The sequence below is a fragment of the Myxococcus guangdongensis genome (genome assembly GCF_024198255.1).
In the GTDB taxonomy this organism is placed as follows: Bacteria; Myxococcota; Myxococcia; order Myxococcales; family Myxococcaceae; genus Myxococcus; species Myxococcus guangdongensis.
In genome coordinates, this window is the sequence record NZ_JAJVKW010000003.1 from 83,062 (window position 1) to 96,124 (window position 13,063).

At 73.1% G+C, this 13,063-nt stretch carries 9 protein-coding genes; 2 read left to right on the forward strand and 7 right to left on the reverse strand.

Annotated elements, in window-relative coordinates; translation table 11 throughout:
- Window positions 1-25: 25 nt before the first annotated feature.
- From LXT21_RS09710 to LXT21_RS09740, 7 genes are all read right to left on the reverse strand, one after another.
- A complete protein-coding gene (locus LXT21_RS09710) occupies window positions 26-1,690 on the reverse strand; it encodes an ATP-binding protein (RefSeq protein WP_254037838.1) in 1,665 nt (554 codons plus the stop codon).
- Window positions 1,691-1,830: 140 nt separating this feature from the next.
- Window positions 1,831-2,895: a chemotaxis-specific protein-glutamate methyltransferase CheB gene (cheB, locus tag LXT21_RS09715; RefSeq protein ID WP_254037839.1), complete on the reverse strand. Its 1,065-nt coding sequence runs from the start codon at window positions 2,893-2,895 to the stop codon at window positions 1,831-1,833.
- The gene (locus LXT21_RS09720; protein WP_254037840.1) at window positions 2,892-5,246 is read right to left on the reverse strand and encodes a hybrid sensor histidine kinase/response regulator; all 2,355 of its coding nucleotides are present in this window, start codon (window positions 5,244-5,246) and stop codon (window positions 2,892-2,894) included. Before LXT21_RS09720 ends, cheB begins: the two co-directional genes overlap by 4 nt.
- Window positions 5,246-6,889, reverse strand: a complete 1,644-nt coding sequence (locus LXT21_RS09725) for a methyl-accepting chemotaxis protein (protein ID WP_254037841.1) — start codon at window positions 6,887-6,889, stop codon at window positions 5,246-5,248. Before LXT21_RS09725 ends, LXT21_RS09720 begins: the two co-directional genes overlap by 1 nt.
- Complete coding sequence (locus LXT21_RS09730) at window positions 6,886-7,497, reverse strand: chemotaxis protein CheW (protein WP_254037842.1); 612 nt, start codon at window positions 7,495-7,497, stop codon at window positions 6,886-6,888. The genes LXT21_RS09725 and LXT21_RS09730 overlap by 4 nt, the downstream gene beginning before the upstream one ends.
- Window positions 7,497-9,476, reverse strand: coding sequence for a CheR family methyltransferase (locus tag LXT21_RS09735; RefSeq protein WP_254037843.1), 1,980 nt, complete (start codon window positions 9,474-9,476; stop codon window positions 7,497-7,499). Before LXT21_RS09735 ends, LXT21_RS09730 begins: the two co-directional genes overlap by 1 nt.
- Window positions 9,473-9,946 (reverse strand): chemotaxis protein CheW, encoded by a 474-nt coding sequence (locus tag LXT21_RS09740; RefSeq protein ID WP_254037844.1) that lies wholly within the window; start codon window positions 9,944-9,946, stop codon window positions 9,473-9,475. The genes LXT21_RS09735 and LXT21_RS09740 overlap by 4 nt, the downstream gene beginning before the upstream one ends.
- A 207-nt stretch (window positions 9,947-10,153) precedes the next feature.
- Here LXT21_RS09740 and LXT21_RS09745 point away from each other — a divergent pair, with 207 nt between their 5' ends.
- Window positions 10,154-11,596 carry a pseudouridine synthase gene (locus LXT21_RS09745; protein ID WP_254037845.1) on the forward strand — a complete coding sequence of 481 codons (1,443 nt, stop codon included), beginning with the start codon at window positions 10,154-10,156 and terminating at the stop codon, window positions 11,594-11,596.
- 257 nt (window positions 11,597-11,853) lie between these two features.
- Complete coding sequence (fdhA, locus tag LXT21_RS09750; RefSeq protein ID WP_254037846.1) at window positions 11,854-13,050, forward strand: formaldehyde dehydrogenase, glutathione-independent; 1,197 nt, start codon at window positions 11,854-11,856, stop codon at window positions 13,048-13,050.
- Window positions 13,051-13,063: the final 13 nt, after the last annotated feature.

The following is a 13,063-nucleotide window of genomic DNA, read 5'->3' on the forward strand; positions in this document are numbered from 1 at the left end:
GGACTCTAGCCGTCCTCGCTCCGCTTCATGCGTCCAGTCGCGCGCGGGACGTGCCGGAGTGCGGCGCGGTGGACACGCCCGTCAGCGGCAGCGTGAAGGAGAAGGTGCTGCCCTCGCCCTTCGTGCTGCGCGCCTGGATGTGCCCGCCGTGCGCCTCCACCAGTCCCTTGGCGATGGCCAGCCCCAGCCCCGTGCCCCGACTGGCCGCGTCGCGCGCCTGCCAGTACCGGTCGAAGATGTGCGGCAGCGCCTCCGGGTCGATGCCCGAGCCCGTGTCGCGCACGTGGATGCACACCTCGCCGTTGCGCACGGACACGCCCGCCTCCAAGTCTCCACCCGGCGGGGTGAACTTCACCGCGTTGCCCAAGAGGTTGCCCAGGACCTGGAGCACCCGCGTGCGGTCGCACTTCGCGCGCACGTCGTCCTCGGTGGAGCGCGTGTGCAGGTGCAGCCCCTTGGCCTCGGCCAGCGGCCGGATGGCGTCCATCGCCTCCGTGACGAGCGCCGTCACCGAGTGCTCGCCCAGCTCCAGCGGCAGTCCCCCCGCCTCCAGCCGTCCCCAGTCCAGCAGGTCCGAGATGAGCCGCGACATCCGGTCCGTCGCGTCCTGGATGCGCGTGGCCTGCTTGGCCACCATCTCCCCGCCCGGCCGCGCGCCCGGCCCGCGCAAGAGCAGCGCCGAGCCCAGCTGCACCACGCCCAGCGGGTTCTTCAGGTCGTGCGACACCACCGCGAGCAGGTCCTCGCGCGCCCGGGCCGCGCGGCGCGACTCGCCCACCAGCCGCGCGTTGTCGATGGCCAGGCTCGCGCGAAGGCACAGGTCCTCCGCCAGCGCCAGGTCATCCGGCCCGTACCGCCGGCCCGAACCCGAGGCGACGAAGGTCACCGCGCCCAGCGTGTTCCCGCGCGCGCGCAGCGGGATGATCATGTACGAGCGCGCCTGCAGCGTGCGCAGCAGCGCCGGGTGCGCGGGCTCGGCCGCCGCGGCGCGCAGCAGTGAATCCGTCACCGCCGGCACCAGCTCCGGCTCCCCGGTGCGCAGCACGCGCAACAGCCCCACCGGCGCGTCGTCGCGCCGCTCCATGCGCTGGGGCAGCGCCGCCGCGCGCTCCTGCTGCGTCGGGTCCAGGCACGCCACCGCCACGCGCGACACCCAGTTGCCCTGCTCCAGCGCGTCCACCAGACACCAGTCCGCCAGGTCCGGCACCGCCAGGTGCGCCAGCAGCGTGTACATGCCGTGCGGATCCGGCGGGTGGGTGAACAGCGTCGTCATCGCCTGGTAGAGGAACGAGCGTCGCCGCTCGGCCTGCTCCACCTCCGCGCGCGCCACCTGCTCCAGCTCCAGCGCGCGCGAGTACACCGCCTCCGCCTCCGTCAGCGGCCGCGCCGTCACCAGCACCAGGCCCTGCCCGCTCTCCGACGCGGGCAGCGGGGTGAGCACCAGCGCGTGCCGCCGCAGGCCCGAGTCCATGGGCCAGGGCAGCTCCACCGTGACGCTGTCGCCCAGCGACGAGGCCCGCGCTCGCGCGGACTCCAGCCTCGCGGCGTCCTCGACAGGCAGGCCCAGCTCGCTCCAACTCCGACCCACCAGCCCCTCGGGGCCTTGGCCGAACGCCCGCGCGCCGGAGGCGCTCGTCGCGACGAGACGTCCCGCCGCGTCCAGGACGTAGGCCGGGTCGGGGAGCGCCATGAAGGCGGACACGAAGGAAGGCGGGGATGTGCTCATCGGAACGGAGGATTGGACCTGACGGGATATTGACACCCCGTGACGCGAAGGCCATTCCTCCCTGCTCCGTCAGGCTCCAAGTTTCAAGAAGCGGATATTGTGGCTCACCCCGACTGTGAGCCTGCCCGGACGGCGAGCGTCAGTCGGGAGGGCAGGGAGGCCAGGGAGACGACCTCGTCCGCCAGCCCCGCCCCCACCACCACGCCCGGCATGCCGAAGACGACGGAGGACTCCTCGTCCTGCGCCAGCACCCGGCCCCCCGCCTCACGCAGCTCGCGGATGCCCTCCAGGCCGTCCTGGCCCATGCCCGTGAGCACCACCGCGAGCGACTCCGCGCCATGCGCCCTCGCCACCGAGCGGAACAGCCACGTCGCCGAGGGGCGGAAGCCGTTGACGGGCGCCGCCTTGGACACCTGCGCGCGGCCGTCCTGGACGCCGAGGTGCCGGTCGTCCGGCGCCAGATAGACGTTGCCGGGCAGCAGCAGCTCCCCCTCCTCCGCCACCCGCACGGGCAGGGGCCCCGCCGTGGCCAGCCAGGACGCCAGGCCCGGACCGAAGCCGAGCGCGATGTGCTGCACCACCAGCACGGGCGCGGGGAAGTCCGAGGGCAGCTCCGACAGCAGCCGGAACAGCGCGGCCGGTCCTCCCGTCGACGCCGCCAGCGCCACCACCGCCGTGTGCGGCGGCTGCTTGCGGGGCGCGGGCGTGGCGGGGGGCGGCGGCACGGGCGCGGTGCCCCGGTCCGGCCAGCGGCGCACCACCTTCACCTCCGCCATGGCCTTCAAGGTGTCGCGCAGTCGACGGCTCTCCGCGTCGAAGTCCGGGGACTCGGGGCCCAGGGGCTTCTGGAGCACCGCGAGCGCGCCGGCGCGCAGCGCGGCCATGGACGTCTGGATGTCGCGCTCCACCAGCGTGGACACGACGACGACGGGGGTGGGCACCTCCGTCATGATTCGGCGCGTGGCCTCCAGCCCGTCCATGCGCGGCATCTGGATGTCCATCGTCACCAGGTGGGGCCGCAGCCGCTGGGCCAGCTCCACCGCCTCCATGCCGTCCTTCGCCTCGCCCACCACGCTCAGCGCCGGGTCGGCGCGGAGGATTTCCACCAGCAATCGGCGGGCGGTGGGCGAGTCCTCGGCCACCACGATGCGCAACGGTTCAGTCCTCATAGCAGTCGTCTCAGCGTCTCCAGCAGGCTCGTCGGGTCGAACGCGCTTTTCACAAGATAAGCACTGGCCCCCGCTTGAAGCCCGCGTGCTTTGTCCTCGGGCTTGCCCCGGGCGGTGACCAGCACCACCGGCAGTCGCGAGAAGCGGGGGGAGGCGCGCACGGCCTCGGTGAGCGCGATGCCGTCCATGCGCGGCATCTCCACGTCCAGGACCAGCGCCTCGGCGCCGACGGTCTGCAGGCGCTCCCAGGCCTCGGCCCCGTCCGCGCACGCCACCACGTCGTAGCCGGCGCCCTCCAGGATGCTCTGCTCGAGCGCGCGCGTGGTGGGCGAGTCGTCCGCCAGGAGGATTCGCCGCCGCGTCGCCCGGGCGGCCGGGGTGGGGAACAGCGCCGTGGAGGGACGACCCCCCGCGGCCCGCACGAGTGAGACGGGGTTGAGCAGCAGGGACAGCCGTCCGTCCGGCAGCACCGCCGCCGCCGACACGTGACGCGCGCGGCGCACGCGAGGACCCAGCGCGCGGACGAGGGCCTCCTGCTCGGCCAGCACCTCGTCCACCACCAGCGCGGCGCGCGCGGTGCCGGCCGCCAGCACCACCGCTCCCCGGCGCTGACGCGGAGGCCCGGGCGGCAGGCCCAGCACGTCGGACAGGGAGGCCAGGGGCACCAGCGCGTCCTCGGCCACCCACGTGGGGTGGCCCTCCACGTCGCGCACCTCCTCGGGCGCCAGCCGCACCAGTCGCGCCACGCCCTCGCTGGCCAGGGCCAGCGTCTGTCCTCCGGTGGACACCAGCAGCACCCGCAGGGTGCTCAGCGTGAGGGGCACGTCGAGCGTGAAGCGCGCGCCCTTGCCGGGCTGCGTGGCCACCTCCACCGTGCCGCGCATCGTCTCCACCTGGGTGCGCACCACGTCCAGGCCCACGCCGCGCCCGGCGACCTCCGTCACCCGCGACGTGGTGGACAGGCCCGGGTGGAAGGCGAGCCGCGCCGTGTCCGCGTCGTCCTCGGAGACCTCGAGTCCCCGCGCGATGGCGCGCTCGCGCAGCGCTCGCAGGTCCATGCCGCGTCCGTCGTCCTCCACCGTGACTTCCACGCGGCTGCCGCGAAGCCGCGCCGACAGCGTGACGAGCCCCTCCTCGGGCTTGCCCGCGCGCACGCGCTCCTCGGGGAACTCCAGGCCATGCGCCACGGCGTTGCGCACCAGGTGCAGCATCGGCTCGCGCAGGGACTGGAGCAGGGAGCGGTCCAGCTCCAGCGCGCCGCCCTGGATTTCCAGGCGGACCTTCTTGCCCTCGGAGCGGGCGACGTCGCGCGCGGCGCGCTCCAGGCCGCTGCAGCCCTCGACGAAGGGCAGGGTGCGCGCGCGGCGGACCTCGTCATCCATGCCGGTGGCCACGCCGCCGAGCGCGCGTTGGTCGGCGGCCAGCTCGCGCGCCACCCGCGCCAGCTCCGTCTCCGCGCGGCGCAGCGCCGCCTCACCGTCGGTGCCGCGCACGGCGTCGCGCACGCGGGAGAGCTCCTCGCGCACCGTCTCCAGCGTCTCGGCTCGGCCTTCCAGTCGCAGCGCGGCGACGCGCAGCTCCCCACTGCGCGACAACAGCGCGTCCAGCTTCTGCGCGGACACACGCACCGGAAGCGTCGTCTCCAGCACGGCGCCACCGGCCGAGGGCTCCGACGGCTCCGCGCCCGGGGCACGAGAGGACTCCGCGCCGCCGGCTCCTGGCGCGCGTGAACCTCCCCCGTCGCGAGAGGAGTCCTGTCCACCGGAGCCCGACGCGCGTGAACCTCCTCCGTCGCCAGAGGCCTCCGGGCCGCCTGCCCCCGGCGGGCGTGAAGCCCCCGCGTCGCGGGCGAAGTCCGGGCCGCTGGTGCCCCGATTCCCCGCGCTGCCCACGCTCCCGCTCGCCGTCGCGCGCGAGGTCCCCGACTCCACGGGACGCGCCGGTGCCGCCGCGGCCTGGGCCGCGCGCTCCAGGTCCGGCAGCAGCAACTCCAACGGAGAGCCCGTCAGCTCCTGCCGCGACGCCAGCCGCCGCCCCGCGTCGTCCAGCGCGTCCACGGCGGCGAAGCACAACTCATACATCTCCGGGCTCGCGGTGCGCCGGTCGCGCAAGGGCTCGAGCACCTCCTCCAGCCGGTGACAGGCCGTCTCCACCAGCAGCGCACTGGCCGCGCGCGCGGCGCCCTTCACGCTGTGCAGCGTGCGCAAGAGCGCCGACACCCGCTCGGTGGCGGGCGGTGTCCCCTGCTCCCGCTCCAACGCGAGCAAATCGCGGTTGAGCGACGTCACATGCCCCTCGAGCTCCTCGAGGAACGTGGCGAGCAACGCTTGTGCGAGCCTGTCGCGGTCCATCAGCGACCGTACTCTTCGAGCAGGCCCTTGAGCTTCTGGCCCATGCCGTTGATGTCCTGCATGGCCCGCTCCGTCTGACGCGACGACAGCAGGCCCTGCTGCGTGGCCTGGTTGACGTCATGCATGGCCTGTCGGATTTGCGCGATGCCCGTGGCCTGCTGGTTGGCGGACGCGGCGATCTGCGCGGCGGTGAGCGACGCCTGCGCGAGCAGGTCCGACAGCGTCTGGATGGTGGAGCCCGCCTCGGACACGATGCGGGTGGCCGTGGCCACGCTCTTGGTGCCCTCCTCGGTGGTCATCACCGCGCCGTGCGTGGCCTTCTGGATCTGCCCCAGAATCTGGCGCACCTGGCTGGTGGCCTTCTTGGACTGGTCCGCCAGCGCCTTCACCTCGGCGGCGACGACGGCGAAGCCCCGGCCGTTCTCCCCCGCGCGGCTGGCCTCGATGGAGGCGTTGAGCGCGAGCATGTGCGTCTGCTCGGAGATGTCGTTGACGGTGGTGATGATGTCGCCGATGGCCTGCGCCTGCTCGGCGAGCGCGAGGATGCGCTGGGCGATGAACTCCACCTGCTCGCGCACCGTGCCCATGGAAGAGACGGCCTCCTCCACCGAGCGTCGACCCGAGCGGCCCACCTCCTCGGCGTGGCGCGCGGAGTCGCTGACGTTGCGCGCGCGGCCGGCGGCCTCCTCGGACGTCTTGGTGATCTCCTCGATGGTGCTCACCGTCTCCGTCACCGCGCTGCCCTGTTCCTGGGCGCCGGCCACCTGCTCGGTGGTGCTGGCGAGAATCTGGGAGCTGGCGCCCGCGAGCTGATTGACGAACTCCGCCACGGTGCGCAGCGTGTGCTCGCGCTGCTCGGACTGCCGGGCGATCTGCGCCTCGGATTGCTGGCGGCGGTCGGCCATCTCGTTGAAGGCGCGCGCCAGCTCCGCCGTCTCGTCGCGGCCCTTGATGTCGATGCGCTGGGCCAGCTTCCCCGCGCCCAACTGCTCCACGCCCAGCATCAGCCGGCGCAGCGGGACGGTGATGCTGCGGGTGATGACGTAGCTGCCCACGGAGACGATGAGCAATCCCAGCACGGCGCAGATGGCGAGCACCCACATGATCTGCCGCGCCGCTTCCCGGGCGGCCTCGGAGTGCTCGGTCCAGCGCTCCGACTCCTCGGCGAGCATCTCGCTGATGACGCCGCGCACCTGGTCCATCAGCTCCTTGCCGCGGTGGCCCCGGACGATGGGCAGCGAGCCCTCCAGGCCCTTCTCCCGACGCTGACGGATGCCTTCCTCGAGCAGGGCCAGTCGCGCCGTGACCAGCGGCTCCAGGCGGACCATGCGGTTGCGCTGCTGGGGATAGGGGGCCATCGCGTCGCGCATCAGGTTGAGGTCCTGCTGCAGCGTGGCGAGCGCCTGTTGATAGGGCTCCAGGTACGGGTCCTCGCCGGTGAGCAGGAAGCCTCGCTGTCCTGTCTCCGCGTCGACCAGCAGCGCGCGCACCTCGCGCACCAGCTTGTAGTTCTCATGGACCTTGACCAGGCCCTCGGTGGTCTCGTTGAGCTGGCGGGCTCCCTGGAACGCGACGACGGCCAGGATGAGCAGCACCAGCAATGAGAGTCCGAAGCCGACCGCGATGCGGTTCCCGATGTTCATACGACTCCTTCGTCGGACAAATCGAACACGAGGCGACTGTCACTCAGCAGCGAGTCGCCCTCCAGCAAGAGAGTTCCGTCCCTGTCGGCGGCGAACACCAGACTGCCGGCGGTGTCCACGAGGCCCTCGGGGGTGGGCAGCAGGTCCAGGCTGGACACCTGGGCGACCTCCTGCACTTCCTCGGTTCGCACGCCCAGCTCGGCCCGGTGCGTGCCCACGACGAGCAGGGGCCCGGCGGCGTTCGACGGCGCGCGGCCGAAGAGCGGGGCCAGCTCGACGACGGGGAGCACCTCCCCGTGCAGCAGGGTGAGGCCGCGCAGCGCGGCGGGGGCGCCGGGCAGGGGGATGACCTCCGCCGAGCGGACCACCTCGAGCACGAACCGGGACTCCAGGGCGTACGCCTGGCCGGAGGCGCGGAAGCGCACCATCTCGCGCAGGGTGCCTGGGGCGATGTCCGGGGTGAGGGGGCGGCCGAGGGCGCGGGCGCGCTCGTCGAGCAGCGCGGCCTCTTCCTCGGGGGTGAGGTCGCCCTGGGCCTCGCGAGAGGCCTCGAGCTCGGCGAGCCGGGCGCGGACCACGGTCCAGTCGATGTTCTTGGAGTGAGGCATCAGGAGCCTTCCATGCGGACGCGCTCGTCACGGGCGGCGCGCGCCAGCTCGCGTGCGCGCTCGCCCTCGGCGAGGGGCACGGCGGTGTCGGGGGGCAGGGCCTCGCAGAGCGTCTCGGCCTCGCGCAGGGCCTTCTGGGCGCCGGAGTGGTCGCCGAGTCGGCGCAGCACGCGTCCGAGGACGAGCCAGGCGACGGCGAGGGTGGGCTCCAGGTAGAGGGCCTGACGGACGGCGCGCTCGGCGTCGGGGAGGCGGCCCTGGCCGAGGAGGAGGAGGGCCTCGAGGTAGCGCAGGCCGGGCACCAACGGGTGGCGGGTGGCGGCCTCGGCGCTGACGTAGAGGGCGGCCTGGGCATCCAGGTTGGCGATGGCGCGCACGGCGGCGGTGGCGATGTCCGGGTCGGGGTCCAGGGCGCCCAACCGGGTCGCGGCCTCGCGCCATTCACCCCGCTCCAGCGCGCGGCGGGCGGCGGACAGCTCCGCGGGGGTGAGGACGCGCGCGTTGGCGCCACGAGGCGCGGAGCCCTGCGTGTTCGCACCCGCGACACCGGCCTCGTCCGCGGAGCCTGGCCCGCGCTGAGACGCGCCAGCAGCGCCCGTCCCACGGTTGCGCGCCCCGGCTTCGCCGGCCGCGTGTGAGGAGCCCGTCCCGCGCTGAAACGCGCCAGCAGGTTGCGTCAACGAGCCAGCATCGTTCGCGAAGCCCGGCCCACGGTTGAGCGCCCCGGCTTCGCTGGCCTCGTGCGAGGAGCCCGTGCCGCGATGAGCCGTGCCTGACGCCGCGCCCGCATCGTACGGAGCGCCCATCCCGCGATGAGCCGAGCCAGCCGTGCCTGACGGCGAGTTCGCATCGTACGGAGCGCCCATCCCGCGATGAGCCGAGCCAGCAGGGCCTGACGCCACGCCGGTATCGTGCGGAGAGCGAAGCGCGCCGGCAGCGCCCGCGTCGTGAGGAGTGCCCATCCCACGCTGGAACGCGCCGCCCTGTCCCGTGGCGCCCGCCTCGGGATGAAGGCCCGAACCAGGAACCCACGAGCCGCCTCCCGGATGCGACGGCCACGTCTCGTGCGGCGCTCGAGCCCCGTAACCATCATGCGGCGCCCCCGCCGCGTGCGCGCCGAACGGCGCCCCGTCGGGGACGGCCACGGTGGTGCCAGGCGGCAGCCGCCGATAGAACACCCCCCACTCGGTGAGGACGGGCTCCAGCGGAGCGAGTCCTCCGAGCGGCGGGTCCGAGGGACCGGTGAAGAGACACCCTCCCTCCGCGAGCGACGCATGGAGGCGGCGGGCCACGGCCTCGATGGTGGCGTCGTTGAAGTAGATGAGGACGTTGCGACAGAACACGACATCCAGCCGCCAGATGCCGGAGTCGGGCGAGGGCCACGTGTCGAGCGCGAGGTTCAGGTAGCTGAAGCGCACGTGCTGTTTCACCTCGGGCGCCAGGATGTACTGGCGGCCCTCCGGGCGCAGGTGCGCGCGCATCCGCTCAGCCCAGGGGCCCCGCAGGGACCACTCGCCATAATGCGCGCGCCGCGCACGCGCGAGCGCCGTGCGCGACACATCCGTGGCGAGCACCGTCATGTGCTGACTCCAGCCCTCGTTCATCAGCAGGGCCGCCAGCGAGTACGGCTCCTCGCCGGACGAGCACGCCGCGCTCCACAGGCGCGCGCTGTAGTCCTGTCCATGGCGCTCGCGCAGGGTGGGGAGGACGACGCGGCGCAGGTGCTCGAAGTGCTCGGGGGTGCGGAAGAAGTACGTCTCACCGATGGTGAGCTCGGTGAGCAGGTCATCCATCGCGGCCGCGTCATCGGCGATGCGCAGGCGATAGGTCTCGAAGTCCCCGACGCCCGCGCGAGCCATGGCGCGGCTGATGCCTTCCTCGGCGGACGCGGGGCAGGACGGCGGAGCGAGCCCCGCGCGCTCCTCGACGAGCGCGAGCACCGCGGGAAAGCCCGGATGGCTCCACGGCCCTTGCCTCACGCACGCTCCGTCGAGGAGGCGAGCGCCGCGTCCAGGGCCAGGGATTCGGCCTCGGAGAGGAACCCCCGCAGGTCATGGACCAGGACCAGTCCGTCCTCCAGCTTGGCGGCGCCCGCGACGTAGCCGACGCCGGGCAGCTCGCGGGGCGTCTCGTCCCACTCGTCGGGGGCGACCACGCGCAGGCCCTCGGCGCGGTCCACGCGCAGGGCAACCTGTCGGGGGCCGGCCTGGGCGACGATGAGGTGGTCGAAGGCGGACAGGGGCCGGGCGGGGTGACGGAAGCGCCGGCGCAGGTCGAGCACGGGGAGCAGCTGACCGTGCAGGTTGAGCAGTCCCTCGACGACATCCGGCGCTTGGGGCAGGGGCGTCAGGCGCACGGCGCGCACCAGCTCACGCACGTCCTCGGTGGGGAGGCCGTAGCGTTGACCTGCCAGGGTGAACAGCAGCACCTCTCGCGGAGCGGACACCATGCAAGGGAGGACATAGACGCTGGTTTGCGGGCTGTCGAACCCGGCGTGGGCCCCGCACGCCCTCTGTCCACCAGTCCTCACTGGCGCAAGTGCCGCGTGTCACCGGGCGTGACCCCCTGTCTCCCGGAGGAGTGCCGGCGAGCCGCCCGTCCACCGGGAAGGGCCCCCGGGAGCGCCGGACCTGTGAGAGCCTCCTTCGCGCATCCCGTGAGCGAGCCACCCCTGTCCCCGCGCTTCTTCGACGCCCCTCCGTCGCCTCGGGAGGTGCCGTCGCGTCTGCCCAGCCCCTTCGCGCCGGGGCCGCCCGGGGCGCTCGCCCGGAGGGCCGCTGGGCTGCTCCGTCAGCGCCTCGAAGCCGAGGCCCCTCGCTGGGAGTCACTGTGGCGTCCGGGCGGCGGAAAGATGTTCGGCGTCCTGGTCGTCTCCACGGGGGATGGTCCGCTGGGCTTCCTGAGCGCCTTCTCCGGGATGCTCGGGGGCAGCTGGGAGGTGGAGGGCTTCGCGCCGCCCCTCTTCGACCCGAGGGCGCGGGAGACCTTCCTGCCCGAGGGAGAAGCGGAGCTGGCCGAGCTGGGTCACCGCCTGCGCGAGCTCTCCCTGGACCACGAGCGCGCCGTCATGGCGTCGGGAGCCTCCGGCGCCGAGGCACGAGCGCTCGACGAGCGTCGGGACGCCCTGGCACATGCGCGCGCGGAGCGCTCACGGGCCCTGTGGCACCGGCTCACCTGGGACTACGACATCCCCAACGCGAGGGGGAACCGGGTCCCCCTCGCGAGCCTGTTCGACCCCCGCCCCGTTCCCGGAGGCGCGGGAGAGTGCGCGGCGCCGAAGCTCTTGGCCCAGGCCTATCGACAGGGCCTGAAGCCCCTGGCGCTCGCGGAGTTCTGGTGGGGCGCGGAACCCGAGGGCGGTGGCCGTGTCTCCGGGGCGTACTACCCGGCCTGTGACAGCAAGTGCCGCGCGGTCCTCGGGTACATGCTGGAGGGGCTCGACGTGGACCCCGCGCCGCCGCCGGCCAGCGTGGGCGAGGTGAGGGTGGTGTACGAGGACGCGGAGTTGCTCGTGGTGGACAAGGACGCGGGGCTGCTCTCGGTGCCGGGGCGTCATGCGCCGAGCCGGGACTCCGTGCTCGTCCGCCTCCAGTCGCGCTTCCCCGAGCTGACCTCCGCGCACTTCATCCACGCCCTGGACGCGGAGGTCTCCGGCCTCCAACTGATGGCCCGGGACACCGGGACGCGGGCCGCGCTCCAGCGCCAGCTCGCGCGAGGTGAAGCGGAGCACCGCCACGTGGCCTGGGTCGAAGGAAGACTCCCGGGCCCGGAGGGCCGAATCGACCTGCCGCTGCGAGGCACCACCTCCGGCGCGCTCGAGTCCCTGGCGAGCCGGGCCCACGGCAAGCACGCGGTGACGGATTGGCGGGTCGTGGAAGCACAGGAGGGCCGCACGCGCGTGTGGCTCTGGCCCAGGACGCGCCACGCGTGGCAGCTGCGCATCCACACCGCGCATCCCGAGGGGCTCGGCGCCCCCATCCTCGGAGACACCCGCTTCGGGAGCGAAGCCGGGCCCTGGCGACTGCACGCCGAGGGCCTCGTCTTCACGCATCCCCACACGGGGGCGCGTCACGACCTCCGTGTCCCGGCTCCCTTCTGACGGAGCAACACCTCACGGCGAGGCCGGGCTGTGCGTGCCTCGTCGCGGAGCCGTCCACGAGCGCCGGCGACGTCGCATTGTCGCCAGGAGGGAGGTGTCTGTCTTTGTGGATTCCGGGAGACCGACACCGGGCGGGGTGACGAGGGCCTGTCACGCCAGGCCGTCCCCGACGTGCGTGCGGGTGCGCGCGTCCCCAGCGTTACCCGGACCTGCACGCGGCGCGGCGGACGGCCGGGCCGCCTCGGAGGAGTCCGCTCATGGCCAGCAATCGTGGCGTCGTCTATCTCGGTCCCGGCAAAGTCGAAGTGCGCTCCATCGACTACCCGAAGATGGTGAACCCGGAAGGGAAGTCCATCGAGCACGGGGTCATCCTGAAGGTGGTCACCACCAACATCTGCGGCTCGGACCAGCACATGGTTCGCGGCCGCACGACGGCGCCCAAGGGGCTGGTGCTCGGGCACGAAATCACCGGTGAAATCGTCGAGAAGGGCAAGGACGTCGAGTACCTCTCCGTGGGCGACCTCGTCACGGTGCCCTTCAACGTCGCCTGTGGCCGCTGCCGCACGTGCCGCGAGCAGCAGACGGGCGTGTGCCTCAACGTGAACAAGGGGCGCGCGGGCGGCGCCTACGGCTACGTGGACATGGGCGGCTGGGTGGGCGGACAGGCCGAGTACGTCATGGTCCCCTACGCGGACTTCAACCTCATCCGCTTCCCCGACAAGGCGCAGGCGCTGGAGAAGATCCTCGACCTGACGATGTTGTCGGACATCCTGCCCACGGGCTTTCATGGCGCCGTCACCGCGGGCGTCGGCGTGGGCTCCACGGTGTACGTCGCGGGTGCGGGGCCGGTGGGGCTCGCGGCGGCGGCCTCGGCGCAGGTGCTGGGCGCGGCGGTGGTGATGGTGGGGGACATGAACGCGGACCGGCTCGCGCACGCGAAGTCCGTGGGCTTCGTGCCCATCGACCTGAAGAAGAGCGACAAGCTGGAGGACCTCATCGCCGCCGTCGTCAAGGAGCCGGAGGTGGACGCGTCCATCGACGCGGTGGGCTTCGAGGCCCACGGCCACGGCGCGCAGTCCTCGTCGGAGGCGCCCGCCACGGTGCTCAACTCGCTGATGGCGATCACGCGCGCGGCGGGGGCCATCGGCATCCCCGGCCTCTACGTCACCGAGGACCCGGGCTCCAAGGACGAGTCGGCGCGCCAGGGCAACCTGCGCATGCGCTTCGGCCTGGGCTGGGCCAAGTCCCACCGCCTCTACACGGGGCAGACGCCGGTGCTGCGCTACAACCGCCAGCTCATGCAGGCCATCCTCCACGGCCGGCTGAACATCGCGAAGGTGGTCAACGCCACCGTCATCTCACTGGATGACGCGCCCCGGGGCTACCAGGAGTTCGACGCGGGCGTGGCGCGCAAGTTCGTCATCGACCCGCACGGGACGCTCAAGAAGAAGTAGGCCCGGAGCCGAC